Annotated in this window: 21 protein-coding genes; 18 read left to right on the top strand and 3 right to left on the bottom strand. The window is 27.2% G+C overall.

Going from position 1 to position 23060, the window contains the following annotated elements:
• The first annotated feature begins 15 nt into the window (after nucleotides 1–15).
• Genes ACZ5CK_RS06035 through ligA form a run of 11 tightly spaced genes read left to right on the top strand, consistent with a single transcriptional unit; the run spans nucleotide 16 to nucleotide 12402 of the window.
• Nucleotides 16–1098, top strand: a complete 1083-nt coding sequence (locus ACZ5CK_RS06035; protein ID WP_464580936.1) for a M24 family metallopeptidase — start codon at nucleotides 16–18, stop codon at nucleotides 1096–1098.
• A 24-nt stretch (nucleotides 1099–1122) separates the two neighbouring features.
• Nucleotides 1123–1680: an elongation factor P gene (efp, locus tag ACZ5CK_RS06030; protein WP_464580935.1), complete on the top strand. Its 558-nt coding sequence runs from the start codon at nucleotides 1123–1125 to the stop codon at nucleotides 1678–1680.
• Between the two features lie 13 nt (nucleotides 1681–1693).
• Entirely contained in the window at nucleotides 1694–2140 is a 447-nt protein-coding gene (locus ACZ5CK_RS06025) for an Asp23/Gls24 family envelope stress response protein (protein ID WP_464580934.1), read from the top strand.
• The gene (gene nusB, locus ACZ5CK_RS06020) at nucleotides 2137–2565 is read left to right on the top strand and encodes a transcription antitermination factor NusB (protein WP_464580933.1); all 429 of its coding nucleotides are present in this window, start codon (nucleotides 2137–2139) and stop codon (nucleotides 2563–2565) included. Before ACZ5CK_RS06025 ends, nusB begins: the two co-directional genes overlap by 4 nt.
• A gap of 10 nt (nucleotides 2566–2575) precedes the next feature.
• On the top strand, nucleotides 2576–4414 hold the full coding sequence (gene dxs, locus ACZ5CK_RS06015; RefSeq protein WP_464580932.1) for a 1-deoxy-D-xylulose-5-phosphate synthase: 1839 nt from the start codon (nucleotides 2576–2578) through the stop codon (nucleotides 4412–4414).
• A gap of 14 nt (nucleotides 4415–4428) precedes the next feature.
• Nucleotides 4429–4995, top strand: coding sequence for a hypothetical protein (locus ACZ5CK_RS06010; protein ID WP_464580931.1), 567 nt, complete (start codon nucleotides 4429–4431; stop codon nucleotides 4993–4995).
• Between the two features lie 4 nt (nucleotides 4996–4999).
• Complete coding sequence (locus ACZ5CK_RS06005; protein ID WP_464580930.1) at nucleotides 5000–7312, top strand: endonuclease MutS2; 2313 nt, start codon at nucleotides 5000–5002, stop codon at nucleotides 7310–7312.
• A 2-nt stretch (nucleotides 7313–7314) separates the two neighbouring features.
• Nucleotides 7315–9381, top strand: coding sequence for a cell division FtsA domain-containing protein (locus ACZ5CK_RS06000; RefSeq protein WP_464580929.1), 2067 nt, complete (start codon nucleotides 7315–7317; stop codon nucleotides 9379–9381).
• On the top strand, nucleotides 9378–9728 hold the full coding sequence (acpS, locus tag ACZ5CK_RS05995) for a holo-ACP synthase (protein WP_464580928.1): 351 nt from the start codon (nucleotides 9378–9380) through the stop codon (nucleotides 9726–9728). Before ACZ5CK_RS06000 ends, acpS begins: the two co-directional genes overlap by 4 nt.
• 14 nt (nucleotides 9729–9742) lie before the next feature.
• Complete coding sequence (locus ACZ5CK_RS05990; RefSeq protein WP_464580927.1) at nucleotides 9743–10390, top strand: MgtC/SapB family protein; 648 nt, start codon at nucleotides 9743–9745, stop codon at nucleotides 10388–10390.
• Nucleotides 10391–10401: 11 nt separating this feature from the next.
• Complete coding sequence (gene ligA, locus ACZ5CK_RS05985) at nucleotides 10402–12402, top strand: NAD-dependent DNA ligase LigA (protein ID WP_464580926.1); 2001 nt, start codon at nucleotides 10402–10404, stop codon at nucleotides 12400–12402.
• Nucleotides 12403–12471: 69 nt separating this feature from the next.
• Here the strand turns inward: ligA and ACZ5CK_RS05980 are convergent, their stop codons facing one another.
• From ACZ5CK_RS05980 to ACZ5CK_RS05970, 3 genes are all read right to left on the bottom strand, one after another.
• Entirely contained in the window at nucleotides 12472–12708 is a 237-nt protein-coding gene (locus ACZ5CK_RS05980; protein ID WP_464580925.1) for an acyl carrier protein, read from the bottom strand.
• 12 nt (nucleotides 12709–12720) lie between these two features.
• On the bottom strand, nucleotides 12721–13770 hold the full coding sequence (locus ACZ5CK_RS05975) for an NAD(P)H-dependent flavin oxidoreductase (RefSeq protein WP_464582964.1): 1050 nt from the start codon (nucleotides 13768–13770) through the stop codon (nucleotides 12721–12723).
• 65 nt (nucleotides 13771–13835) lie between these two features.
• A complete protein-coding gene (locus ACZ5CK_RS05970; protein ID WP_464580924.1) occupies nucleotides 13836–14474 on the bottom strand; it encodes a TetR/AcrR family transcriptional regulator in 639 nt (212 codons plus the stop codon).
• Between the two features lie 297 nt (nucleotides 14475–14771).
• Between ACZ5CK_RS05970 and ACZ5CK_RS05965 the strand changes: the two genes are divergently transcribed.
• The 7 genes from ACZ5CK_RS05965 (at nucleotide 14772) to bgaS (ending at nucleotide 23058) form a co-directional block, all read left to right on the top strand.
• Nucleotides 14772–16457, top strand: a complete 1686-nt coding sequence (locus ACZ5CK_RS05965; protein WP_464580923.1) for an ABC transporter substrate-binding protein — start codon at nucleotides 14772–14774, stop codon at nucleotides 16455–16457.
• Between the two features lie 65 nt (nucleotides 16458–16522).
• Nucleotides 16523–17512 (top strand): ABC transporter permease, encoded by a 990-nt coding sequence (locus ACZ5CK_RS05960; RefSeq protein ID WP_464580922.1) that lies wholly within the window; start codon nucleotides 16523–16525, stop codon nucleotides 17510–17512.
• Between the two features lies 1 nt (nucleotide 17513).
• The gene (locus ACZ5CK_RS05955; protein WP_464580921.1) at nucleotides 17514–18371 is read left to right on the top strand and encodes an ABC transporter permease; all 858 of its coding nucleotides are present in this window, start codon (nucleotides 17514–17516) and stop codon (nucleotides 18369–18371) included.
• A 5-nt stretch (nucleotides 18372–18376) separates the two neighbouring features.
• A complete protein-coding gene (locus ACZ5CK_RS05950) occupies nucleotides 18377–19348 on the top strand; it encodes an ABC transporter ATP-binding protein (RefSeq protein WP_464580920.1) in 972 nt (323 codons plus the stop codon).
• The gene (locus tag ACZ5CK_RS05945; protein ID WP_464580919.1) at nucleotides 19341–20249 is read left to right on the top strand and encodes an ABC transporter ATP-binding protein; all 909 of its coding nucleotides are present in this window, start codon (nucleotides 19341–19343) and stop codon (nucleotides 20247–20249) included. The genes ACZ5CK_RS05950 and ACZ5CK_RS05945 overlap by 8 nt, the downstream gene beginning before the upstream one ends.
• A gap of 1 nt (nucleotide 20250) precedes the next feature.
• Nucleotides 20251–21564 carry a GH1 family beta-glucosidase gene (locus tag ACZ5CK_RS05940; RefSeq protein WP_464580918.1) on the top strand — a complete coding sequence of 438 codons (1314 nt, stop codon included), beginning with the start codon at nucleotides 20251–20253 and terminating at the stop codon, nucleotides 21562–21564.
• Between the two features lie 27 nt (nucleotides 21565–21591).
• Nucleotides 21592–23058 (top strand): beta-galactosidase BgaS, encoded by a 1467-nt coding sequence (gene bgaS, locus ACZ5CK_RS05935; RefSeq protein ID WP_464580917.1) that lies wholly within the window; start codon nucleotides 21592–21594, stop codon nucleotides 23056–23058.
• Nucleotides 23059–23060: the final 2 nt, after the last annotated feature.

Here is a 23060-nt window from a genome sequence, read left to right as displayed (position 1 = left end):
AAAGGGGATTTTTTTATGTTTGACAACAGAATTAGTCTTTTAAGAAAGAAAATGATTGAAAAAAATTTAGATGCTTTTTTAATCATTAATATTGAAGGTTCATCGAAGCCATCTTCTTATTATTTGACTGGATTTACTGGTTCTTTTTCTATAATATTAGTAACTCATGATGATGTGAAATTCATGACTGATGGAAGATATATAGAACAGTCTGAGAAACAAGCAAAAACAACACCTTTGGTGTTTAAAGATAAATTATCCGATGAATTAAGAAAATTATTAAAGTTTAATAAAGGTTCAAAAATAGGATTTGAATCTAATACAGTGTCTTCTAATATATATTTAAAGATTTTTAAGAAATTTGAAGATTTTGAATTTGTTCCCGCTGAAGATTTATTATTAGAAATGCGAAGAACAAAGTCAGAAGATGAAGTAAACTTTATTAAAGAAGCTGCTATAATTGCGGAAAAAGCTTTACAAGAAACACTTGATACATTTAAGATAGGAATGACAGAAAAAGAGTTTGCTGCCAAACTTGAGTATAATATGAAAATTTTTGGTGCGGATACTTATGCATTTGAAACTATTGTGGCATCTGGCCCAAGGGGTGCTCTTCCTCATGGTATAGCCTCTGATAAACCAATAAAAGAAGGAGAATTAGTAGTTATTGATTTTGGTGCATACGCTAATGGTTATAACTCTGATATTACTAGGACAATTGCTGTAGGTAAAATTAGTGAAAAACAAAAAGAAGTTTATAATTTAGTATTAAAGGCACAAATGACAGCTATAGAATCAGCAAAGCCGGGGATGAAATATTCTGACTTAGATAAAATAGCTAGGGATATAATTTCAGAAAATGGATATGGAGAATTCTTTAATCATAGTTTGGGGCATGGAGTTGGTTTAGAAGTTCATGAGTCACCAAGAGTTTCGAAGGTTTCTGATGTGATTTCAAAACCAGGTGATATAATAACAATAGAACCGGGAATTTATTTGCCTGGAGAATTAGGGGTTAGAATAGAAGATGACATATTAATCACAGAGGAAGGACATGAAGTTCTTACATCGTTTGATAAAAATCTCATAATTTTATAATACTAAATATAGGAGGAATGATGTATGGTAGTTGTTGGTGATTTAAAAAAAGGTATGATTATTATTGTGGATGGTGAATTATATAGAGTATTGGGTATGCAAAAACACTTTACTGGTAGAGGTAGCGGTATTATAAAAACTAAATTAAAGAATATAAAAACAGGATATGTAGTAGATAAAAACTTTAATTCTGGCGAAAAAGTAGAAGAAGCAGCTTTGGACTACAGACCTGCAGAGTATTTATACCATGATGGAGATAATTATGTTTTTATGGATTTAAATACATATGAACAATATTTGCTCTCTGAAGAAGATGTTTCTGATGCAAAAGACTTTTTAATAGATAATTTAGAAGTAACTCTTACATTTTACGATGAAAAACCTGTTGGTATAGTGTTACCTACAGTAGTAGTATTAGAAGTTGTAGAAACAGAACCTAATTTCAAAGGAGATACTGCTTCTGGTGGCGGAAAACCTGCTGTATTAGAAACAGGCCTTAAAGTTACTGTGCCATTCTTTATTGAAGTAGGTCAAAAAGTAAAAGTTGATACTAGAACAGGGGAATATATTGAAAGAGCCTGAAAGGAGGGAGATAATGGCCATAAATGAGAATAACCAATATGGAGAACTGACATTTACAGATACAGCTTTAAAAGAATTGGCCATGAAATCATACCAATTATTTTTTAAAGAAAATGTTCCTGAAACAGAAATAAATGAAAAAGATGTATCTCGAATGATAAAAATAGTTGAAAATGATGATGGAACTATTTCTGTTTACGTAAAAACCAAAGCAAAATATGGAACAAGTATTATTAAATTTGCAAAAGATTTACAAGAATTTTTAAAATCTGAAGTTGAAAAAATGACTGAAGTACCAGTTAGAAATGTTGATATTGTTTTAGATGGATTAATTGTTTCTAATTCCGAAGAGTCAATAGAAGAATTAGAGAAAGAGGAAGAACCAGAACTTGAAGAAATGAAAGAAGAAGAAATTACAGAAGTTAATGATGAAGAAAACAATGGGAGTGTTGAAAATTGATTTCAAAAAGAAGAAAAGTTAGAGAAGCAGTTATAGAATCCATTTTCCAACTAGATTTCAATGAAAATATATCATATGAAGAAATTATACTTTTATTGAGGGACCTATTGAATAAAAAACAGGTCCCTCATAACCTTATCGAGGAAGCAGAAATATATATAAAAAATATTTTAGAAAATAAAAAAAATTATGATGACTTGATTAAAAAATACTTGTTGAATTGGGATTTTGATAGAATTGCAAATATAGAAAAATCAATTTTAAGATTAGCTATTTTTGAATTGGGAAATAGACTTGATATACCTCCTAAGGTTATTTTAGATGAATCAGTAGAATTAGCTAAGAAATATTCAAATGAAAATAGTGCTAAGTTTATCAATGGGGTTTTAGATAGACTCGCTAAGGAAGAATTCAAAAGACTATGAGGTGAATTTAATGATAGAAAAACCATTATATCATGCAATTCGAAAAATGGATTATGAACAATTAAATGAATTCGCTAAAAAAATGCGTGAATATATTTATGAAACAGTAATAAAGAATACAGGACATTTATCTTCGAATTTAGGTACTGTTGAATTGACTCTGGCATTATATAGAATTTTTGATCCTGAAAAAGATATCATAATATGGGACACCAGTCATCAAGCTTATAATCACAAATTATTAACTGGTAGATGGAATGATTTTAAAACAATAAGACAAAAAAATGGGATTAGTGGTTTTACAAATATATTTGAAAGCAAATATGATTATTTTGGTGCTGGGCATGCAGGAACTTCTATAGCTGCAGCTTTAGGATATGAACTTGGTTTAAGAACACAAGGAATTGAAAAAAATATCATAGCAATTGTCGGTGACGGGGCTATGACTAGTGGGATGGTTTTAGAATCTTTAAATCAATTAAAATCCGTGAATTCTAAAATAAAAATAATATTGTTAAATAATGAGATGTCAATTTCTCCGAATGTTGGTGCTATAGCAAAATTGTTAAATAAAGTTAGAATATCTAATGATTATTTTAATTTAAAAGAAAAATTAAAAGATTCTTTAGAAAGTACTGAAGTAGGACAGGATATTGAAACAGTTTTGAAAAAATTAAAAGATGGTGTAAAACATACTGTTTATAATAATGCTTCGGGAATATTTGAGGACATGGGTATAAAATATTATGGACCTGTTGATGGTCATAATATTGAAGAAATAGAAAAATATTTAGAATTTATAAAAAATTATAAAGATAGTCCATGTATTTTGCATTTAAAAACAATTAAAGGAAAAGGTATGGACTTTGCTGAGGATAATCCTACTAAATTTCATGGGGTTAGTAATAAAAAAACTGAAAATGTTTCGTATAGCAAAGTAGTAGGATATACATTAGCTAATATGGCAAAAACAGAAGAATTTCTTACTTTTACAGCTGCAATGGAAGAAGGAACTGGATTGAATATTTTAAAGAAAAAATATCCAGATAAAGTTATAGATCTTGGAATAACAGAACCTTCAATAGTTACTGCTGCAGGAGCTGTAAGATTAGCGGGCACTTTTTCTATAGTTGATATATATTCGACCTTTATGCAAAGAGCATTTGATTCGATAATTCATGATATTGCTTTACAAAAAATACCTGTATTATTCTTATTAGATAGAGCAGGAATAGTTGGAGAAGATGGACCTACACATCATGGGGTTTTTGATGTTTCCTATTTAAGATTAATCCCAAATGTAGAAATTTTGACTCCTATTAATGCTCAAGACTTAGCAAATATGTTGTTTACTTCAATTAAAAAAGATATATCTCATCCTACATTTATTAGATTTCCAAGAGGTGGAGAGTTAATAAATATAGATGAATTATTATCTAATTTAAAAATTGTAGATAATTCATGGAAGATAATTACCAGAAATAATGAAAAAAATATAATTTTTGTTGTTGGTCAATTAATAGAAGAGTATAAAGAATTATGGAATAAATTAAATGCAACAATAATTGGTGTAAGAAGTGTAAAGCCTATTGATGATCATATATTAAATATTTTTGTTAAAGATAATACAAATATTTTTACTATAGAAGAAAATGCCATTAAAGGCGGTTTTAATGAGGAAATAAAATCATATATATTAAAAAACAATATTAAATGTACTATTCAAACATTTGGAATTGATGATGATTTCGTTCCTCAGGGAAATAGAAAAGATCTTTTAGATGAATATGTAATGAAAGAGAATTTGTTAAAAGAACTTTTAATAACAGCTAAAAATGTTAACTTATGAAAGGAGAGACAATGATGAAAAAGCAACTTTTTTTAATTATGTCACTATTAATACTTATAGCATCTATTAATTTTTCGTTTGATTTAATTGCTTTAGGGAATTATGGTATAACTAATTCATCAACTTCTTTGGATATTAATAATTGGGATGAAACATTTAAAAAATATGATTATACATCATTTAAAGTTGCTATAATGTATCCTGCAGAAGACTCTCCGGAAATGCTTTTTGGACCTTATTTTGGATATACAATATACGATAATATTGATCAAACGCAATTAAAAGATTTAAATTCCATAATTGAAAGCACAGGATATGAGTTAGGATTAGCTACTATGTATAATACGGAATTTTTATTTAATTCAAAGTTCAATGTATTAGCTTTAGGTGGAATTCACACTGAAGATCAGTTTCAATCATTATCAACAGTTATTTCTTTGAATTTAGGATTGTCTTATAAAATCGCGTCCTTTAATTTTTTATTCTTTGGAGGATATGAATCAAGGTATTTTACTACTGATAATAAAATGGTTACTATAAATTATATACCAGTTTCATTAGGTATGGAGGTGCTTTTTTAATTTAATGAATCAAAAAACATATAAAGATTTAGAAATAGAGAAAATATTAAATATAATATCTAAATATTCATTTACAGAATATGGTAAAAACTATATATTTAATAATTTTAAGTATATTGATGATTATGATGTTCTAAAAAAAGAGTATGAAATTCTAAATGAATTTCATACTTTTATAATAAAATATGGTGAATTTGATTTAAGAAGTATTCCAAATATTTATGAAGAGATAAACAAACTTGATAATAGTATTTATTTATCACCAATAGAATATAAAAAAATTTCTGATTTTCTCAGTCAATCATTAAATTTATTAAAGGAAAATAAAAGTTATATTTCTGATTTTAATGAAATAAAAAATATATTATATTCTATCCCTGATACAGAAGATTTAGTTAAATTAATTGAAAAATCTATAGATAAAGATGGTAATATAAAAGATTCTGCTAGTGATAATCTAAGAGTTACAAGAAGAAAAATTGAGACATTAAAAAAAACATTGTATTCTTCTTTAAGAAGAATTATATCAAAATATCATAAATATATAAGTTTGGATCAGCCAACAATAAAAAATAATAGATATTGTATTGTAGTTAGAACAGAGCATAAAAATAAAATATCAGGAACTATTGTTGCTTATTCAGATGCAGGAGTTTCAGTTTATATAGAACCTTATGAAATAGGAAAATTAAATTCTGAATTATCAGATTTAATTGCAATTGAAAAGGCTGAAATTTCAAGAATTTTAGGTAAAATATATTTGGAAACTACCAGAAATTTATATAAGATAAAAAAAACTATAAAATATATCGAATTTATAGACGGGACATCAACTAAAATTAGATATGCTAAAAAAAATAATTTTATATTTACGATACCAGATAAGAAAAATAAATCTATTCTTTTAGACAGTGTAAAACATCCGCTTATACCTCAAGAAAAAATTGTACCAACTAACATCAAAGTGCCTGAACGCATATTAGGAATGATTATAACAGGTCCTAATACAGGAGGAAAAACGGTTGTCTTAAAATCTATTGGATTAAGTGTTGTTTTTTCACATTCAGTTTATCCAGTACCGGCTTATAATGCGAAAATTCCATATTTTGAAAAAGTATATAGTGACATAGGTGATGAACAAAGTATAGAGCAAACTTTAAGCACATTTTCAGCGCATCTTAAAAATATTAAAAATATATTAGATAATGCTGATGAAAAATCTTTAATTTTAATTGATGAGCTTGGAACTGGTACAGATCCAATTGAAGGATCAGCATTAGCTTTGTCTATTATCGAAAAATTAATAGAATTAAAATCCCGATTTTTTATTACATCTCATTTATCTGCTGTTAAAACTTTTTCTATTGAAAATGAAAATTTATTATCGGCTTCTATGGGATTTGATAAGGGAAATCTTTCGCCAACATATAGATTATTAGTCGGTGTTCCAGGAGCTTCCCATGCAATTGATATAGCGGAAAAAATGGGTCTTCCAAATGATGTTTTATTAAAAGCTAATAATTTTCTTAGTAAAGAACAAGTATTTGATGAAAAAATTATCAAAAATTTGACACAAATTTATGAAGATCTTGAAAAAGAACGTGAAGAGCATAAATTAAAACATCAAGAAGTTATATCTTTAAAAAAACAATTTGAAGATAAATTGGATTTATTGAAAAAAAAGGAATTAGATAAAATTGATAAAGAAATAAAAAAGTATAAAGAATATTTGAAAGATTTAAAAAAGGAAATAGATGAATATATTAGTATTTTAAAACACGAAAAAAATATAGATAAGGTACGGGAATTAAATAAAAAAGTTGAAAAGAAAAAGAAAGAAATTGAAAATATTAAAGTGAAAAAAAATAAATCTGAAAAGGTTGATATTAAACCAGGAGATATAGTAAATATTTCTGGCGAAAAAGCTAAAGTTGTTAAAGTAAATGGTAATAAAATATTAGTAAAATTTATAAATAAACCATTTGAATTGACTGTTTCATTAAATGATATAAAAATAAAAAAAGATACTATTGAAAAAGATAATAAAATAAGCAATAAAGTTCCAGTTTTAAGAAGCATTAAAAATGAAGTAGATATTAGAGGGATGACTGTAGAAGAGGCTATACCAGAAGTTGAAAAGTTTATATCTGATTTATTAGCATCTAATTTAGATGGTGGTTATATTATCCATGGTAAAGGAACAGGTAAATTAGCTTTAGGAATATGGGCTTTTTTAAGAAATAATAAAAGAATAAAATCATTTAGATTGGGAAATGATAAAGAGGGGGGTTCAGGTGTAACCTTCGTGGAGGTGTGAAAATGTTTGCACTTGATATTGGAACAAGATTTATTGTGGGGATTATTTCTGAAATGACAGAAAATTCAGAAATAATTATAAAAGATTACGCTATTAAAGAACATGAAAATAGAGCTATGCTCGATGGGCAAATTCATGATGTAACTAAAGTTTCAAAAGGTGTAGAGAAGGTAATTAGGCAGCTAAAAGAAAGCAATGATAAATTGGATAATGTAGCAGTAGCATTAGCTGGTAGGTTTTTAGTAACTACTGTTGGTGAGTATGAAAAAAATATATCTGAATACAAATATTTAGATTATAACATTGTAAAAAACTTAGAATTAGAAGCTGTAAAGAATGCCGTAGAAAATTTGGAAATTGAGAAAAACTTTTACTGTGTAGGTTATTCTGTTTTATATAATGAATTAGATGGTGAATGGATAAAGAAGTTAGAAGGGCAAAAAGGGGAAATCGCTAAAGTAAAAGTTATTGCAGCTTTTTTACCCAAAAATGTTGTTGATGCAATGTTAGCAGTTTTAGAATTAAATGGCTTAGAACCCATACATATTACACTTGAACCTATAGCTGCAATGAATCTTATAGTTCCAGAAGATTTAAGAACATTAAATATAGCTATGGTTGATGTTGGAGCGGGGACAAGTGATATAGCAATATCTAAGGATGGTACTATTATTGGTTATGGAATGGTACCAATGGCTGGTGATGAAATTTCAGAAGCTATTTCTAAGGAACTATTAGTTGATTTTAAAACTGCTGAATATTTAAAGAGAGAATTGAATAATAAAAATGATGAAACATTAAAATATAAGGATATTCTTGATTTTGAACATGAAATTTCTAAAAACGAGATTTTAGAAATTGTAGATCCTGTTATTGAGGAAATTACAAGTAAAATTTCTGAAAAAATACTCGAATTAAACGGAAAACCTCCTATTGCTGTAATGGTTGTTGGTGGTGGTGGAAAGGTACCTAATTTTATTGATAAACTATCATTAAAATTGAATTTACCAAGAAATAGAATAACTTTAAAAGATATTAAAAATATAGATTATGTAAAGTTTGAAAATGAAGTTAATATAGAAGGCAGTGAATTTATTACACCAGTAGGTATTGCATATGTAGCACATAAGAATGAAGGAAATGTTTTTGCTCGAGTTATAGTTAATAATAAACCTATCAATATGATGTTAGTTGGTGGTAATATATCAGTTATACAAGTTTTGTTACAAGCAGGTTTCTCTATTAATGATATAGTTGGAAAACCAGCTCCAGCAATTTCTTATGAATTAAATGGTGAATTAAAATTTATTCCTGGTGAAAAAGGAAAAGAAGCCCCCATAAAAATCAACGGTTTATTAGCAGATTTAAAAACACCTATAAAACCAGGAGATGTTATAGAAATAGGAAAACCAGAAAATGGAAAAATTAAAAGAATTTTCCTCAGGGATATAATAAAACCATATAAAATTTATATAGATGGAGAAATTAAAGAAGTTTATCCTAGAATTTTTAAAAATGGCAAAGAAGTAAATATTGATAGTGAAATAAATGATGGAGATAAAATTGATTTAAAAAATCCTTTTGCTAAAAATCTATCTATTGATAAAAAAATAATAAAATTTTCAATTAATAATTCTTATTATGAAATTCCTATGGGAAAAGTTCTATTAAGAAACGATGAAATTTTGAATGATTTTGATGAAATAAACGATGGAGATAAATTATATACAAAAGTAATAAATATACCAACCGTTAAAGACTTTATAGATATTGAGCCAGAAAAATTTATTGTTGTTACTTTAAATGAAAATAAAATTAAAATTCCAACTGAAGAAATAATTGTAAAAGATAAAAATGGAAGAATGGATGTAAATAATAAAATATATGATGATATGCATATAAAAGTAGAAAAAGTAGAAAAAGATATTAAATTACTAGACTTATTCTTACATATTGACTTTGATATTTCAAATTTCACAAAATATAGAATATTTATAAACGAAAAAGAAATTTTTAGTTTTAATGAAAAAATAAATAATGGTGATATTATAAGGATGGAATTTGAATGATAAAAGGAATTGGCATTGACATTATTGAAATTAATAGAATTACATTAGGTATAGAGAGAAAAGTTTTAAGTAAAAAAGAATTGGAATTATTTGAAAAATTTTCTGGTGAAAATAGAAAAAAAGAATTTATTGCAGGAAGATTTTCTGTGAAAGAATCCTTAATAAAAGCTTTTGGAACTTTTATTCCGTATAAAGAAATAACTATATTGAATGATGAAAAAGGGAAACCTTATTTTGATGAGGAAACTATACTGTATTTAAAAGAAAAATTTGGAAATTATAAAGTGCATCTTTCTATTTCTCATGAAAGAAATTATGCTGTATCCTTAGTGGTTTTAGAAGATTAAAGGAGTTGTCTTTTATGTCATATAATGAAATAATATTGAGAATATTATTATCGTCGCTTGCTGGAGTAGCTATAGGTTATAATAGAGAAAAAATAAATAGACCTGCTGGAATAAGGACACATGCTTTACTCTCTTTAGGTGCATGTGTTTTGACTATATTATCCTTAATAGCTTTTTATGATCCTATAAATAAAGCAGGTGATCCAGGAAGAATAGCAGCTCAAATAGTTTCTGGCATAGGTTTTTTAGGTGCAGGGACGATATTAAAAAATGGAAATAAAGTAAAAGGTTTAACAACAGCTGCGACATTATGGGTATCTGCTTCTATAGGGATGACATTTGGAGCTGGCAAATATTATATTGGACTTATTTCTTTAATAGTTACCCTGTTGATATTATACATAAATAAATTTTCTAAACATTCAAATGATGAAATTTCTTTGGAAATAGTATTAAATAATAATAAAAATATTGATAAAATAATTTCTTTTATAGAAAACGATGATTCTTTAATATTAAAGAATATAGATTTTTCTCAAAAAGATAATGGGATATTGTATTTTACCTTTAAAAATTATTCTAATAAATCTATTTCAGAGTTAGAAAAACAACTTATACATATAGATAATATAAGTAATATAAATTTAATTGAAGATAATTAATGGAGGTTTATATGATACCAGAAAATATAAAAAAAGAATATAATGAATTAAAAAATTTAATTGAAAAATATAATTACCATTATTATGTGTTAAATAATCCACTAATTTCGGACACTGATTATGATAAATTATTTAATAAATTTATAAAATTAGAAAAAAAATATCCAGAATTAAAAACGCCTGATTCACCAAGTTATAGAGTTGGTGGATACGTTATTTCAGAATTTAAAACTGTACAACATACAGTTCCTATGTTAAGTTTAGATAATACCTACAATGAGCAAGATATTCATGAATTTCACGAGAGAGTTAAAAAGCTTTTAAATAAAGAAAATGTTGATTATAGCTGTGAATTAAAAATAGATGGTATATCCATTTCTTTAAGATATGAAAAAGGAATATTATCCCAAGCTATTACAAGAGGAAATGGAATAACTGGCGATGATGTTACGGAGAATGTTAAAACAATTCGCAGTATTCCGTTGAAATTAAAAGAAGAAATCGATATTGAAGTGCGTGGAGAAATTTTCATGCCTAAAAAAGAATTTCTAAGAATAAATGAACAAAGAGAAGAAGAAGGATTAACAGTTTTTGCTAATCCAAGAAATGCTACTGCTGGAACGATAAAATCTCTTGACACATCAGAAGTTGCAAAAAGGCATCTTGATTCTTTTATTTATTATATTTTAACCCCAGAAAATTATAATTTAAAAACTCAATATGAAGCTTTAATATATTTAAAAGATTTAGGATTTAAAACCAATGAACATTCAAAACTTGCGAGAAATATTAATGAAGTAATAGAATATTGGAAATATTGGACAGAAAATAAAAAGAATTTAGATTATGATATTGATGGTACAGTAATAAAAGTTAATTCTTTTGAAGAACAAGCGATTTTAGGTAGTACGGCACGATCTCCAAGATGGGCTATTGCTTTTAAATTTCCTGCTGAACAAGCAATAACTAAGGTAAAAAATGTTATTTTTCAGGTTGGTAGTACAGGAATTATAACACCAGTAGCAATTTTTGAACCGGTATTTTTAGAAGGAACTACAGTTCAAAGAGCAAGTTTACATAATTTTGAATATATTAAAGAAAGAGATATTAGGATTAATGATTATGTTAAAATAGAAAAAGCTGGAGGAATAATACCTCAAGTTGTTAATGTTGTTATAGAAAAAAGAAATGGTAATGAAGTACCAGTTAAAGAACCAGAAAAATGTCCTGTTTGTGGTGGAGAAGTAGGAAAATTAAATCCTTCTGAAGTTGCTATAAGATGTTTAAATCCATTATGTAAAGCAAAACTTAAAAGAAATTTGGAAGTGTGGGTTTCAAGAGATGCTATGAATATTCAAGGCCTTGGTCCTAAACTTATAAACAGAATTGTTGAGGCAAAATTAGTAGAAAAAGTATCAGATTTATATAAATTAGATCATTTTAAATTAGCAACGTTAGGTCATGGAGTTGGACCTAAAATGATTAGCAAAATACTTCAACAAATAGAAGATTCAAAACAAAGAGGACTTGAGAAGGTATTATATGGATTAGGAATACCAAATGTAGGAAAAAAAATAGCGAAAGATCTTGCTAAAAAATTTAAATCTATTGATAATCTGATGAATGCTGAATATGATGAATTAATTTCTATTGAAGGTATAGGTGATGATATTGCTCAGCAAATATATGACTTTTTTAGAAATGATAGAGTTAGAGAAATTATAGATGAATTAAAAAAATATGGAGTAAAGCTTGAAATAGAAAATGCAAACTCATCAAATGGAATCTTTAATGGAATGACTATATGTGCAACTGGAGAATTGGAAAGAATGCCAAGAAGTAAGTTAAAAGAAATTATTGAAACCAATGGTGGAATTTTCAAAGATAATGTAACTAAAAAACTAAATTTACTAGTTGTCGGAAAAAACGCTGGAAGTAAACTTGAAAAGGCCAAAAAATATGGTATCCCAATATTAACCGAAGAAGAATTTTTTGATAAATATAATATATAGTATTATGAAAAAACAGGGAGAATATGTATATTCTCCCTGTTTCAATTCCAAAAAGAGGGTTGGTGAAGGTTATTTACTTGCTAATATTTCTACAATATCTCCAACTGTTTTTATTTTTTCTAATTCTGAATCATCAATAGAAATTCCTAATTCATTTTCAAAATCCATTGTTAAATCTACTAATTCTAATGAGTCTAATTCCAAATCATCTGTTAAACTTGCATTTTCTGTAATTTTTTCTTCTTCAACACTTAAACTTTCAACCATAATTTCTTTTACTTTTTCAAATAACTCTTTTTTGTCCATTTTATCTCCTCCTTAGCTTTCAAATAATTCTTTTATGATATCTTCAACTTTTTGAATTTTGCTAATTTTTGAAACAGCTCCACCAGTAAAAACAAATCCTTCTTCAATATTTCCTATTGCTGCGTTGTACAGTGCTTTTGCAATGCAGTATGGAGCTGTTTTAAAATCACATGTTTTTATACAATGATATCTACATTCATATGGTTTCTTTTCTCCCTTTTCAACAGATTCAATAAATGAATTTTTTAACGCTCTTCCTGGTAATCCAACAGGACTTTTTATTATTGTAATATCTTTATCATTAGCATTTATAATTGCCTCTTTGAATTTTATATCTGCATCACATTCTTCTGTTGCAATAAATCGAGTTCCCATTTGAACAGCATCGGCTCCTAGTGACAACACCTTTTCTACATCTTCTTTTGAATACAATCCTCCACCAGCTATAAGAGGTATTTTTTTTCCATAATTTTTTTCAACATTTAACAAGTATTCTTTTAATATAGGGATATTTTTTTCTAATTTATTATTTTCTGAAAATAATTCATCTTTTTTATATCCCAAATGTCCACCAGCTAAAGGCCCTTCTAATACAAAAGCATCGGGAAGATAATTAAACTTAGACATCCATCTTTTTACTATAATTTGAGCAGCTTTTAAAGATGAGACTATAGGTACTAACTTTGTTTTGCTATCTTTTTTCAAAAAAGATGGTAAAGATAAAGGAAGGCCTGCACCAGAAAAAATAATATCTATGCCTTCATCAATAGCAGTTTTAACCATCTCAGCATAATCAGTTAATGCTACCATAATATTCACACCTATAATACCTTTAGTTTTTTCTTTAGCCTTTCTAATATAATTTTTTAGACTTTCTATATTCGCCTTCCTATAATTTTTTACATTAGAGAAAAAACCTATTCCAGCTGTACCAATGACTCCTATTCCACCAGCATTTGCCACTGCAGAAGCTAAACCATCCAATGAAATTCCAACAGCCATTCCACCTTGAACAATAGGATATTTTGTTTCAATATTTCCTATTTTCAATTTTTTAAATATAAAACTCACCTCTCTTTATTAAATGACCAGTGGTCATTTAAAGATAAAATAAAAATGTTTATAAATTATTTTTTTAAACTTTTTTCCATGAAATCAATATAAAAATCTAAAATAGATGAAGATGGAAATTTTTCGTCCCAATTTTCATATAATTTTTTTCTTAATTCATATTGTTGAACAACACCAATTGTTTGCAACCATAATAACATTGAAGTTTTGTTAATATCAATATCTTCCCTTATAGAACCATCATCTATTCCTTTTAAAATTAATAATTTTAATATATCATAAATTTCTTCACTTTTTTCATATGAATTTAAAACTAACGGCTCATTTGTATCTAAATCTGCCTTTTCTGATTCATATTTTATAACGAAACTATAATAATCAGGGTATTCTCTATAAAATTGAATATAAGCTCTTCCCATATTTAATATCTTATCCAATCCTTTTTCACCAGACTTTATATTATTTTTAATCATTTTTTCTAAAATTTCTAATCCTTCATATACCAATGAAAAAAATAAATCTTTTTTACTAGAAAAGTATAGATATATAGTACCTTTTGCCATTTTTGCTTGTTTGGCAATCTCATTCATAGAAGTATTTTCGTACCCTTTTTTGAAAAAAATTTCTTTTGCAATTTCCATAATATATTTTTTTTTTGCTATAATCTTTTCTTCATTGTAATTATGTCTTGACATAATATCTCCTTTGACCATCGGTCATTTTTTTATTTTTACCTATTATAGCATTTTTTTCTTTTTTTGTCAATAATATAATGGTGATTTCAAAAATATAATTACTTATATTTTTATGTTTTACTATGCAATAAAAAAATATTAGTTAATGTATTGTTAAGAATGTGCGAATATTAAAGATTTTTATCTATATAAATAAATAAAAAGGTGTAAAACAAAATGTGAAACTAAGCAGCATTTTTTCATGAAACAAATTTCATGATAGAATCTTTTTGTATAAAAATATAAGGAGGGTTAATTATGAAGTCATTTTGGAAAAGTTTTTTTATCGTGTTTGTGTTAATTGTATTAGCCGTAACAACTTTTTCTGAAACATTGAAACGAGATGAAACATTCTTTTTTGGTGGGGGATTATGGAGTGCTCCTTCTAACTGGAATCCATTAACTCCTTGGGCAGCTGTTCCTGGTACAGTTGGTGGTATTTATGAAACATTGTTTGCATATGATCCATTAACAAATGAATTTATTCCGTGGTTAGCTGAAAAAGGGTATTGGCAAGATGATAATCATTATTATTTAAAGTTAAGAAGTAATTTAAAATGGACAGATGGCGAAGTATTAAATGTTGATGATGTTATTTACACTTTTGAGATTGCTAAGAAGAATACAGGAATTACATATTCTTCTATTTGGAACTGGATGACAAATATAAAAAAATTAAGTGATACAGAACTTGTTTTTGAATTTTCAGATCCACGATATCATGAATGGAATTATCAATTATATCAAATTTCCATAATCCCTAAACATATTTGGAAAAATTATCCTATAGACGAAGTTGTCACATTAGCTAATGAAAATCCTGTAGGTTCTGGTATGTATTTAGCATATGATAAAACAGATGACAGAATGATTTTTAAAAGAAATGATGATTGGTGGGGAAAAGATGTTTTTGGTCTCCCTGCTCCAAAATATTTGGTTGAATTAAAAATATTCTCAAATAATGTAGCATTGGGGATGTTGATGAAAGGCGAATTAGATGTAAGTAATTTCTTCTTACCAGGAATTCCATCAGTTAAAAATATATATGGAATAAAAACATGGTTTAAAAAAGCTCCTTACATGTTATCGGATAATACAGCATTATTATTCTTAAATACAAGAAAAAAACCTATGGATGATCCTAAATTCAGAAGAGCTTTAGCTTATGCAATAAATGTTGCTCCTACAATTAGAAGGGTTTATGAATATCAAGTTAAGGAAGCAAATCCTTTAGGATTTTTACCTATAGATTCTTGGATGAAATATTATGATGAAAATGTTGTTAAAGAATATGGTTTTAATTATAGTCCAGCAATGGCAAATAAAATTTTAGATGAAGCAGGGTATAAAGATATTGATAATGACGGTTATAGAGAAACACCTGATGGTAAAAAAATAGATTTAACTATAATTGTTCCTTTTGGTTGGACAGACTGGATGGAATCAATTAAAAATATCTCAGCTGATTTCGAGAAAATCGGAATTAAAGCTGAACCAAAATTCCCAGATTTTGGAAAATATATGGAAGACATGAATTCTGCAACTTTCGATATGCTGATTAATAATTTCAATAGTAATGTTTCGTCAACACCTTGGACATATTTTAACTGGCTATTTGAATCAAATCAAGTTAATAATGAGAAAGAATATGGTGGAAACTGGGGAAGATACGTTAATCAAGAATTATTTGATTTAATAAATGAATTTAATAAAACAAGAGATGAAGAGAAAGGTAAAGAGATTGCATCAAAAATTGAAAAAATATTCTTAGAAGAAATGCCTGTTATTCCTCTTTGGTATAACGGAATGTGGTTCCAAGCAAGTGAAAAGTATTGGACAAATTATCCAAGTGAAGAGAATCCTGTAGCATGGCCATCACTATGGGGTGGAAGATGGCAAGTTGGTGGAAACATAATGTTGTTAAATTTAAAACCTGCAAAATAATATTTAAATAATAAACCGCTCCAACTCGAAAGGGTTGGAGCATATAAATAAACAGGAGGATTATAATGGGAAAATATCTAAGAAAAAAAATATTAATATATATAATAACATTTTTCGTTGCAGTTTCTATTGATTGGGCTATTCCTCGTTTTATGCCAGGGAATCCTGTTTCATTATTATTATCAAGATTTTCAGGGCTTCCAGAAGCTACAGAAAAATTAAATACATATTTTACTAAAGCATTTGGATTAGATCAACCATTATGGAAACAATATATTAATTTTTGGATTTCTTTATTTAAAGGAGATCTAGGAGTTAGTGTGTTTTTATATCCAAAAAGCGTAGTGAGTATTATAAAAGGCTCTATCTTATACGATATAGTCTTATTAGTTCCGGCAATAATATTAAGTTGGTTCGCTGGAAATAAATTAGGAGCTTTAGCAGCAATAAATAAAAAAACAGATAATTCTATTATCCCTATTTTCTTTTTCTTAACTTCTTCTCCATATTTTTGGATGGCTATGTTAATGGCTTGGTTTCTAGGTTTTATGATTCCAATTTTTCCATTGTCTGGAGCATATAGTTATACAATGACACCATCATTTACTTTAGAATTTATTTTAGATTTTTTATATCATTTAGCTTTACCATTCATATCATTGTTTTTGGTAATGATGGGTGGTTGGGCTATAGGTATGAGAAATATGATTATATATGAAATGGGTTCAAATTATTCAAAATATATGGAAGCATTAGGTGCATCAGATAAGTTAATAAGAAGATATGCTTTTAGAAATGCGATTTTGCCACAAGTAACAGGTTTAGCATTACAGTTAGGAACTATAATATTAGGATCTTTAACAACACAAAGTGTTTTTTCATATCCAGGTTTGGGTTTTTTATTATTGCAAGCAATACAAAATCAAGATTATTTTTTGATTCAGGGAATTTTTTTAGTTATTGTAATAATGGTTTTAGCTGGTAATTTTATAGTTGATGTAATATATGTATTTATAGATCCACGAATAAGATACTCGTATGTCGAGGAGGTTTAAAATGAAATTCAATTTAAAAAAATATGAAAATTTATATTTTGCATTAAAAAATAAAAAAGTTATTATAGGAATGATAATATTTACATTTTTTCTTTTGTTAGGATTGATTGGTCCATATATTGCAAAATATGATCCGTTGGAATATGCTGGTCCTGGATATATGCCACCAAATAAAGAATTTTGGTTGGGAACAAATATTTTTGGTCATGATCTTTTTACACAATTAGTATATGGATTGCGTAGTTCATATTTTGTAGGTTTTTTTGGTGGAACACTTGCAACAATAATAGGATTATTTGTAGGTTTTTTATCAGGATACAAAGGTAAATGGGTAGATGAATCATTAATGATGATCACAAATATTATGCTTGTTATTCCTACATTAGCAGTTTTAATTATAATATCTGCATATTTATCATTTAGAGGTATGGTATTTGAGAGTATCATTATAGGATTAACCAATTGGCCATGGACTGCAAGAGCTGTAAGATCTTTAACAATGTCAATTAAAAATAAGGATTTTGTAAATTTATCAAGAATTTCTGCATTACCAACTAGAAAAATAATATTACAAGATATTGCTTCTAATATGTTTTCATATATATTTATGGTTTATATTCTTCAATTTGGAGGAGCTATATTATCAGCAGTAACTTTAGATTTTATAGGATTAGGTCCAACGAAAGGAATATCCTTAGGTTTAATTATGCAAGTTGCTAGAGATTGGAATGCTATCCAACTTGGAATGTGGTGGTGGGCTATTATTCCTGGATTAGTTATAACATTATTAGTAACCTCCTTATATTTTATTAATACGGGTTTAGATGAAGTATTCAATCCAAAATTACGGGAGATGTGATATTAATGAATAAAGTTTTAGACGTAAAAAATTTAAAAGTGTATTATAAAACTTTAAAAGGATATGTAAAAGCAATAGATGACGTTACTTTTCATATAAATCAAGGGGAAATTTTAGGAATAGCTGGAGAATCAGGATGTGGTAAAAGTACCTTGGGAAACAGTTTAATATTATTAAAACCACCTATGAATTATATATCTGGAGAAGCTAATTTAAATGGAATAAATATAATGAGTTTATCAAAAAAAGAAATGAAAAATATAAGATTTAAAAATATATCTATTATACCTCAATATGCAATGGATGCATTTAGTCCGACAAAAAGAATAAAAATATTTATCTCAGATCTTGTTAAAGAGCATGGTATTGTTCCAAACGAAGAATTTTTCGAAAAAGTAAAAGAAAGAATGAAATTAGTAAATTTAAATCCAGATGTAATAGATAGATATTCTGTTGAATTATCTGGAGGTATGAAACAAAGAGTTATAATGGTTATTTCGACTTTATTAGATCCGGATTTGCTGATAGCTGATGAAGTAACTTCAGCGTTAGATGTTAGTTCACAAAGATTTGTATGTAATATGTTAGTTAAATTTAGAGATATGAAAATAGTTAAATCTATGATATTTATTACTCATGATGTGGCAGTTCTTAATCAAATAGCGGATAGAATTATGATTATGTATGCTGGAAGAATAGCTGAAATTGGAAAAACAGATACGATATTAAATAATCCTAAACACCCTTATACAAAAGCATTGATAAAGGCTATACCAAGAAGTGATATAAGAATAAAAGAAAAAAAATTGTCTAGTATAAAAGGGACACCACCTAATTTGTTGAATATTGAAGAAGGATGCAGATTTAGATTTAGATGTCCATTAGCTAATGAAAAGTGTTTAAAAAATCCACCAATAAAAACATATGAAGATGGACATCAGGTTGCTTGTTGGAATGTAGGTGAAAACAATGAGTGAAATATATATGAAATTAAAAAATGTAACAAAAGAGTTTGGGACTGATTTTTTCGGTAAAAATAAATTTAAAGCTGTAAATAATGTATCTTTTAATATAAAAAAAGGTGAAATTTTATCTTTAATTGGTGAGAGTGGAAGTGGAAAAACAACTGTAGGAAAAATGATATTGAGATTATTAAAGCCAACATATGGTGAAATTTTGTTTTTAAATAAAAATATATGGGATTTAAAAAATACAAAGGAATATTATAGAAATGTGCAAGCTATATTTCAAGATCCATTTTCTTCTTTTAATACTTTATTTAAAGTGGATAGAGTATTTAATATGATTTTTGAAACATTTTATCCTGATGAAAAGAATAGAAAAGAAAAGATAGAAAAGGTTATTAACCAAGTTGGTATGAATCCTGTTAATATATTAGGTAAATATCCTCACCAATTGAGTGGCGGACAATTACAAAGATTGTTAATAGCTAGAGCTTTGTTAATGAATACAAAAATACTAGTTGCAGATGAACTAATAAGTATGTTAGATGCTTCTACAAGAATTGATGTCTTAAACTTATTATCAGATATAAGAGAAAAAACTGGAATGTCTATTATTTTTATCACACATGATTTATCATTAGGATATTATTTAAGCGATAGATCTTTGATAATGTATAAGGGTGAAATTGTTGAACAAGGAGATACATATGATGTATATAATAATCCTATTCATCCATACACAAAAATGTTATTAAATTCTGTTCCCGAAATAAATAAAAAATGGAATCCAAATGAACAATTTTTACCAGAAACTGTAGAAGATGAAATAAAAAATTTTTATTTAACTAACAAAAATTATGATGATATATATATTGAATTTGAAAAAAATCATGTTGTGAAGGTGAGGCAATAGAATGAAAAGGACAGATTTTCCAAAAGGATTTATATTTGGAACAGCAACAGCATCATATCAGATAGAAGGTGGAATAGAAGATAAAAGTCCATCAATTTGGGATGAGTTTTCTCATACACCAGGAAAAACAAAGAATGGGGATAATGGTGATGTGGCATGTGATCATTATAATAGATATGAAGAAGATGTTGAAATAATGAAAAATATAGGAGTTGATGCATATAGATTTTCTATTTCATGGCCAAGAGTTATGACTGATGGAATAAAGCCAGATGAAAAAGGTATTGATTTCTATCAAAAACTTGTTGATAAATTATTAGAAAATAATATTACACCTTTTATTACATTATATCATTGGGATTTGCCATTATATTTATACAAAGAAAAAAATGGATGGTTAAATCCAGATATAGCAAATTATTTTCAAGATTATGCAGCATTAATGTTTAACAAATTAGGAGATAGAGTAAAACATTGGATAACTTTAAATGAACCTTGGTGTTCTGCATTTTTAGGGTATTTTGTAGGAGAACATGCACCTGGTCATAGGAATTTCCAAGAATCATTTTATGTAGCTCATAATCTATTAAGATCTCATGGGAAAGCAGTTATTGCATTTAGAGATATAGTAAAAGATGGGGAAATAGGAATAACAAATGTAGTAACGAAGGTAGAACCGTTATCAAATGATGAAAAGGATGTGCAAGCTGCCAAATTAGTAGATCAATATATAAATGGATGGTATCATGATCCAATAATATATGGTAAATATCCTAAAGAAGCAGTAATATCATTAAAAAATATGAAATTAGATATACCAGAAAATGATTTTGATATTATTTCACAAAAAATAGACTTTTTTGGAGTAAATTATTATTCACGGCAAGTAATAGCCTATGATGAAAATCAATCTTTAAAATTTAAACATGTAGAAGGTCCATTACCAAAAACCGAAATGGGATGGGAAATATATCCAAAAGGATTATACGATAAGCTAATAGAATTTAATAATAAATATAATCTCCCATTATATATAACGGAAAATGGAATGGCCGGTCCAGATAAACTAGAAAATGGACAAGTTCACGATAATTATAGAATAAATTATATAAAAGATCATTTTAAATCAGCATTAGATGCAATAAAAGATGGAGTGGATTTGAGAGGATATTTTATATGGTCATTAATGGATAATTTTGAATGGGCATATGGTTATTCAAAAAGGTTTGGCTTAGTATATGTTGATTATAATACTCAAAAAAGATATTTAAAAGACAGTGCATTATGGTATAAAAATTTTTTATTTAATATATAATTTAATAAAAAATATTGGAGGTATAATATGAAAAAATTTTCTGATGATTTTTTATTTGGAATTTCCATGTCTGGATTTCAATTTGAAATGGGCGGAAAAGAATTAGATGAAAATACTGATTGGTTTAAATGGACCCATGATAAAAGAATAATAAATGGTGGGTTAGTAAGTGGAGATTTTCCTGAAAATGGAACGAATTATTGGGAATTGTATAAAGAAGATAATAAATTAATGGAAAAATTAGGATTGAATATAGTAAGAATTGGTATTGAATGGTCAAGAATATTTCCAAATCCCACCTTTGAGGTAAAAACTAAAGTTATTGAAAAAAATGATGACATTATTTCCATAGAAGTTGATGAAAATTCTATTTTAGAATTAAAAAAATTAGCGAATCTAGAAGCTTTAGAGCATTATAAAAAAATAATTATTGATCTTAAAGAAAAAAATATTAAAGTAATGGTGGATTTAAATCATTTTTCATTGCCGATATGGATACACGATCCTGTTAATGTTAACTTATATCATAAAGGTCCTTTTGGATGGGTTGATAAAAATACAGTAATTGAATTTACCAAATATGGAGCGTTTTTAGCTAATGAATTAGATGAAATAGTAGATTTTTGGTCTACTATGAATGAACCACAAATCGTATCTTCTTTAGCATATTTACAACCTAAATCAGGATTTCCACCATCAATAATAAATGAAAAGTATTATAAATTAGCTCAGAAACATCAAGCAGAAGCTCATTGTAGAGCATATGATGCAATGAGAAAATATACAAAAAAATCTATTGGATTTATTTACTCTTTCACATGGATTGATCCAGAATCTCCTGAGGATAATGATGTTGTTGAAGATGCTAAGTTTTTCCATAATTATCATTTTACTGATATGATTTTTAGAGGAGATGTGGATTTTCATATCGATGGTAATAAAAAATTCAGGGAAGATATGAAAGGTAAAACAGATTTTTTAGGGATAAATTATTATACAAGAACTGTTGTGAAAAAATATGGTAATAAATGGAAAATAGAGGATGGATATGGATATTCTTGTAATGGTAAATTGATAAAAACAGATAAACCTGTTACAGAAATGGGATGGGAAGTTTATCCTTTGGGATTAAAGAATATTATTTTAGAGATTAAAGAAAGATATAATAATCCAATAATGTATATTACTGAAAACGGTATTGCAGATAAAGGAGATATTCAACCGTATTTTATAGTTTCACACATAATAAATATTCACGAAGCTATTGAATTAGGAGCAAATGTAAATGGCTACATGTATTGGTCAATATTAGATAATTATGAGTGGCCAGAAGGATTTTCAAAACGATTTGGCTTGATTCATGTTGATTATGATACTAAAGTAAGAACATGCAAACCTGCTTATTTTGTATATAAAGATATAATTGAAAACAAAGGCATAAATAATTATTTGCTTAATTATATAAAATATCCATACAATTTAGAAAAGGAGTGAGA

The sequence above is a fragment of the Marinitoga okinawensis genome (assembly GCF_055387075.1).
The sequence above is the reverse complement of the archived record's forward strand: the minus strand, read 5'-3'. Positions and strand labels throughout refer to the sequence as shown.

What these genes read in the sequence shown, in the direction of transcription:
- ACZ5CK_RS05945 (WP_464580919.1), top strand. Translation starts at nt 19,341, where the DNA reads ATGAGTGAAATATATATGAAATTAAAAAATGTAACAAAAGAGTTTGGG.
- bgaS (WP_464580917.1), top strand. Translation starts at nt 21,592, where the DNA reads ATGAAAAAATTTTCTGATGATTTTTTATTTGGAATTTCCATGTCTGGA.
- ACZ5CK_RS05990 (WP_464580927.1), top strand. Translation starts at nt 9,743, where the DNA reads ATGTCATATAATGAAATAATATTGAGAATATTATTATCGTCGCTTGCT.
- efp (WP_464580935.1), top strand. Translation starts at nt 1,123, where the DNA reads ATGGTAGTTGTTGGTGATTTAAAAAAAGGTATGATTATTATTGTGGAT.
- ACZ5CK_RS05970 (WP_464580924.1), bottom strand. Translation starts at nt 14,474, where the DNA reads ATGTCAAGACATAATTACAATGAAGAAAAGATTATAGCAAAAAAAAAA.
- ACZ5CK_RS06035 (WP_464580936.1), top strand. Translation starts at nt 16, where the DNA reads ATGTTTGACAACAGAATTAGTCTTTTAAGAAAGAAAATGATTGAAAAA.
- ACZ5CK_RS05940 (WP_464580918.1), top strand. Translation starts at nt 20,251, where the DNA reads ATGAAAAGGACAGATTTTCCAAAAGGATTTATATTTGGAACAGCAACA.
- ACZ5CK_RS06000 (WP_464580929.1), top strand. Translation starts at nt 7,315, where the DNA reads ATGTTTGCACTTGATATTGGAACAAGATTTATTGTGGGGATTATTTCT.
- ACZ5CK_RS05955 (WP_464580921.1), top strand. Translation starts at nt 17,514, where the DNA reads ATGAAATTCAATTTAAAAAAATATGAAAATTTATATTTTGCATTAAAA.
- ACZ5CK_RS05965 (WP_464580923.1), top strand. Translation starts at nt 14,772, where the DNA reads ATGAAGTCATTTTGGAAAAGTTTTTTTATCGTGTTTGTGTTAATTGTA.
- ACZ5CK_RS06025 (WP_464580934.1), top strand. Translation starts at nt 1,694, where the DNA reads ATGGCCATAAATGAGAATAACCAATATGGAGAACTGACATTTACAGAT.
- acpS (WP_464580928.1), top strand. Translation starts at nt 9,378, where the DNA reads ATGATAAAAGGAATTGGCATTGACATTATTGAAATTAATAGAATTACA.
- dxs (WP_464580932.1), top strand. Translation starts at nt 2,576, where the DNA reads ATGATAGAAAAACCATTATATCATGCAATTCGAAAAATGGATTATGAA.
- ACZ5CK_RS05980 (WP_464580925.1), bottom strand. Translation starts at nt 12,708, where the DNA reads ATGGACAAAAAAGAGTTATTTGAAAAAGTAAAAGAAATTATGGTTGAA.
- ACZ5CK_RS06010 (WP_464580931.1), top strand. Translation starts at nt 4,429, where the DNA reads ATGAAAAAGCAACTTTTTTTAATTATGTCACTATTAATACTTATAGCA.
- ACZ5CK_RS06005 (WP_464580930.1), top strand. Translation starts at nt 5,000, where the DNA reads ATGAATCAAAAAACATATAAAGATTTAGAAATAGAGAAAATATTAAAT.
- ACZ5CK_RS05950 (WP_464580920.1), top strand. Translation starts at nt 18,377, where the DNA reads ATGAATAAAGTTTTAGACGTAAAAAATTTAAAAGTGTATTATAAAACT.
- ACZ5CK_RS05960 (WP_464580922.1), top strand. Translation starts at nt 16,523, where the DNA reads ATGGGAAAATATCTAAGAAAAAAAATATTAATATATATAATAACATTT.
- ligA (WP_464580926.1), top strand. Translation starts at nt 10,402, where the DNA reads ATGATACCAGAAAATATAAAAAAAGAATATAATGAATTAAAAAATTTA.